This window comes from Ferroacidibacillus organovorans, assembly GCF_001516615.1.
GTDB lineage: Bacteria > Bacillota > Bacilli > Alicyclobacillales > SLC66 > Ferroacidibacillus > Ferroacidibacillus ferrooxidans_B.
On record NZ_LPVJ01000057.1, the window covers coordinates 1 to 3,873 of the forward strand.

General features: G+C 46.9%; 6 protein-coding genes. 5 read left to right on the plus strand and 1 reads right to left on the minus strand.

What is annotated here, in order from left to right; all coding sequences use genetic code 11:
- Positions 1-109 precede the first annotated feature (109 nt).
- From ATW55_RS12325 to ATW55_RS12345, 5 genes are all read left to right on the plus strand, one after another.
- The gene (locus ATW55_RS12325; RefSeq protein ID WP_067718106.1) at positions 110-301 is read left to right on the plus strand and encodes a hypothetical protein; all 192 of its coding nucleotides are present in this window, start codon (positions 110-112) and stop codon (positions 299-301) included.
- A 167-nt stretch (positions 302-468) separates the two neighbouring features.
- Positions 469-1,041: a site-specific integrase gene (locus ATW55_RS12330; RefSeq protein WP_201024987.1), complete on the plus strand. Its 573-nt coding sequence runs from the start codon at positions 469-471 to the stop codon at positions 1,039-1,041.
- Between the two features lie 431 nt (positions 1,042-1,472).
- Positions 1,473-1,934, plus strand: a complete 462-nt coding sequence (locus tag ATW55_RS12335; RefSeq protein ID WP_153005154.1) for a hypothetical protein — start codon at positions 1,473-1,475, stop codon at positions 1,932-1,934.
- 12 nt (positions 1,935-1,946) lie between these two features.
- Positions 1,947-2,396 (plus strand): hypothetical protein, encoded by a 450-nt coding sequence (locus ATW55_RS12340; protein ID WP_067718114.1) that lies wholly within the window; start codon positions 1,947-1,949, stop codon positions 2,394-2,396.
- Positions 2,397-3,040: 644 nt separating this feature from the next.
- On the plus strand, positions 3,041-3,292 hold the full coding sequence (locus tag ATW55_RS12345; RefSeq protein ID WP_067718118.1) for a hypothetical protein: 252 nt from the start codon (positions 3,041-3,043) through the stop codon (positions 3,290-3,292).
- A gap of 168 nt (positions 3,293-3,460) precedes the next feature.
- Here the strand turns inward: ATW55_RS12345 and ATW55_RS12350 are convergent.
- The coding region (locus ATW55_RS12350; RefSeq protein WP_235587122.1) for a DUF3847 domain-containing protein at positions 3,461-3,873 on the minus strand (413 nt) is incomplete at its 5' end.

Genomic DNA, 3,873 nt, shown 5'->3' on the forward strand with positions numbered 1-3,873 from the left:
CTGAATTCCTTCTTCCTTTTTTATCATTCTGTCCAGAATTACGAGTTTGTTGACTTCACTAAAATGATACTGCTCCAGAAGATAAAAAACCCCAAAAGGAGCTTGATTCATGAAGGATGATCGATCTCAACCGAAAGCGTGGATCCTCAATCTGTTCATGTTCATTCTTACGATGTGGCTCTTGGTAGTTTCAACCGGGCACGCGTCGCCCTCGACGCTCGATTGGGCCGTGGTGATTGCAAGCCTTGCAATCGTGTATCAGGTCGTACGCATCATTCAAAATTTCAAATCCCCGGATTGATCGATTCCGTCACCGGACACAATGGACTTGTGTCCGGTTTGAAAAAGACGCCAAACCCTTATTGTAAAAGGGATTTTTGGCATTTCTTCGTTGACGCCGATGCATGCAATCCCTCATAATCGGACATATCATATGCAGGACGACAATGTGTTGAGTGAGGGAGACGCGTGGAATACGTTCATCCCATTCGGGATCGAAAGCACGTGGAAGCGATGAAACGGGTGTTAAAAGGCGGCCCTGGGGGGCTGCGTGACGCCACCTTGTTCACCTTGGGGATCAATTCAGGTCTTCGCATTTCTGACCTGCTGGCGCTTCACATCGGGGACGTCCAGGATGAACAAAAGCGGATCAAGGAACGCATCGAGATTCGCGAGCGAAAGACGGGCAAGATCAAGGATTTCCCGATGGGGAAGACGGCGAAAAAAGCGCTTGCTGAGTATTTGGCGCAGCGTCCGGATGCGCAATTGGAAGAACCGTTGTTTTTGTCCAAACAAAAGCGCCCCCTCTCGCGAAGCCAGGCGTGGTTTGTTTTGAGCCAGGCCGCGCAAGCGGTGGGCATCAAGGAACGGATCGGCACGCACACGCTGCGAAAGACGTTTGGGTATCACGCCCATCAGTCGGGCGTTGATATCACGCGCATTCAAAAGCTCTTGAATCACAGTGCCCCTTCGGTCACGTTGGCCTACATCGGCATCACGCAAGACGAACTGGATGATGTGTACTTGACCCTTGAGTTGTAGGTTGTGCGGTTGGGGAAACCCTTGATCGAACGTCAGAAAAGTAGGAAAAAGATCGCCTACCATACCCTATCCTTAGTACAATCAAGAAGCAGGAATGAACCGTGTAGTACCTGTCGTACAGCCGGGGAAATATGATAAATTCTATCAGCTGTACACCAACCGTTGCACGATAATTTGTGTGCTTCAAGTGCGAGAGTTTGTCATGAACGTCTTGGGTCTACACCCGGAAATCTCAAATTGAGATTGAAATTACCCGTCAGCTTCCCGTTTTTACCCTTCTTGATGATCGTTTCAATGGCTATGAATACTTCAAGTGTAATGATATATTATAAATTGGATTTAACTAAATTTTCTTTTTTAAGTACAATAAAGTAGTGGCAGTAATTTTTTGTAACGGTGATTAAACTTTTTAGGAGGTATGAGGCGGGATGGTGAAAAGGTTGACTTCAGTGACCCGAAGGGATTTCAGAGTGTTGGTCTCCACATTAATGATTGGGATTATTCTTGGAAGTACGACAGTAGCGCTTGCTGCCACGGTGAATGGAAATTGGTTTTATTATGGACCCGTAAATGGCTACTACTATCAAAATCAAGCGACAGTAGTCACGCCGTCCACAGGGGGGGTGTATGCCGGTACATGGGTGCAAAATCAGAATTCCGGCAATGTGCCGGCAGGATATATGGGCGCATTTTCTCGTCTATATACTTCAAACGGCGTTCAGGTCGAAAATTCCTCTTGGAATTACAACAGCACTGCTGCTTACGAAATTGGGCAGAATACGCCTTTCGACTACACTAATGGCACCTACTACTCTGTCGGAGCAACCGCTGCTTATAATGGCAACGGGTATACTACTTACCAGACTTATCAGAGCCCGGACTTAACTTACTAAGGGGGAAAGAAAATGTGGATTAAACCGTTTGCGAGGCGCACAGCAGTCATTAGCGGTAGTCTCATCCTAGGGATAACGATGGGAATGTCTGGTTTCAGCTTTGCAAAATCTCTATTTATACCTCATCCGAATTCCTTACCCATAGTACACAAGATCGACTTTCCAAAAAACCAGAATGGCCAAACGTATGGCTCTGATATGTATTCAACATCTCTAGCCACAGAGCCGGATTTGATTTTGACACAAGGGGTAGATGCTAATGGACACCCCATTATTGGTTATGTGCTAAAACAAGACGAATTCTTGCCAATGCCAAAGACGCCAGCAGAGGCTGTGGCAATGGACCGAAAACCTGGTAGCGTTAGAAAAATCCCGCTTTATGCTGTTAATGGAAAGACTGTTATTGGCACATTTAGTATCGGCCAAGGCCAGACAGTTCTTAAGCAAGCTCCGAGTAATTAGCCTCAATTTTAATCACCGCGTCAAACCAGATCCAGTACTCGACGGACTCTTTGACCTGCTGGCGCTTCAATCGGGGACGTCCAGGATGAGTAAAAGCGGATCAAGGAACGCATCGAGATGCTCAAGCGAAAAACGTTTGGGTATCACGCGCATTCAAAAGCTCTTGAATCATAGTACCCCTTCGGTCACATTGGCCTACATCGGCATCACGCAAGACGAACTGGATGATGTGTACTTAACCCTTGAGTTGTAGGTTGTGCGGTTGGGAAAAACCTTGATCGAACGCCAGAAAACCTACTTTCTGCACACAAGAAAAAGATCGCTTGCCCTCTCATTAGACACAAATGGGAGGGGACGAAAGAAGGATGAAGGATCATGGCCATTGTGTTTTTAATCAGCCTTGATTACCCACTTTCGTCACGGCGCTTTACCCAGAATAATCGTCACCAACTGGTAAGACCGGGCACTTGACACGGAGCCTCTGCGGGCATGGATTGGCCAAAAGCGCGCCATCACAAGGGTTCTGGCAGCGACTCAGCCTACCATGCCCGCCCCTCCGTATAAAGTGCCCTGACTTAGCTGGAAATGCAGTAGACATAATGTGGACGACGAAAGCGGGTATTTTTACTTGACGACAAACACCATTGCGAAAAAAAGATTTGATTCAACTCATCGAGGAAATCGATCCAGCCGATCTGGAGGCCGCCTACTGGGCCGTAAAGCGCATTGCAGACCACCAGGATCAAGCCTGGTACTGGACAGCGTCGTGGCAACAAGCGGAGCGCGAAGTGGACGCATTGAAGGAAAGCGGCCAACCGATCGAATCGATGGACGCCAAAGAGGCTCTGGCGATCCTGGATCGGATCATCGAACAGAGCGGGCAAAAAGATTCATGAGTTATCGAATCCCTAAATCGAGTGTAACCCACTATAGATACATATAGATTATATTATTTTATATATATCTATAGTTACTTATATAAGTATATAAAAATACAGATAAATATAGTCTATAATTATTTATGTTATACGGATATAGGTAAATATGATCTACTTGTTTCTTTCTCAACGGTTGGTATATACCGTGTCATTTTCCCCTCGTGACCGTTTTTCTTCTTCTTCCTCCATCTCATCCACCGACTTGCGCAATCGGCTGCCTAAAGCCTCTGCACGCTCCGGACTCATGAACCCCCAGTGATACTCAAAGATCGCACCCACCGTAACCAGGCGATGCGTACGCTCTTTGCGTTCGCGTGCCTTGATCTGCTGCTCGATCATCTTGCGCCTGGCCGCGAGCTGGTCTTGTTTGCGTTTGAGCTCTTCTTCTTTTTGTTGGATTTCTTGCAGACGTTCCTGTGCAGGCTTACGTGCCATATTGAAACCCCCTAAACAACGAAATGCTGTAGCCGCTCGCGCTGTTTGACGGTGAATGAGCGGTTTTTTGTTATCCGCATTGACGAAGGATTTTGTCAATGATT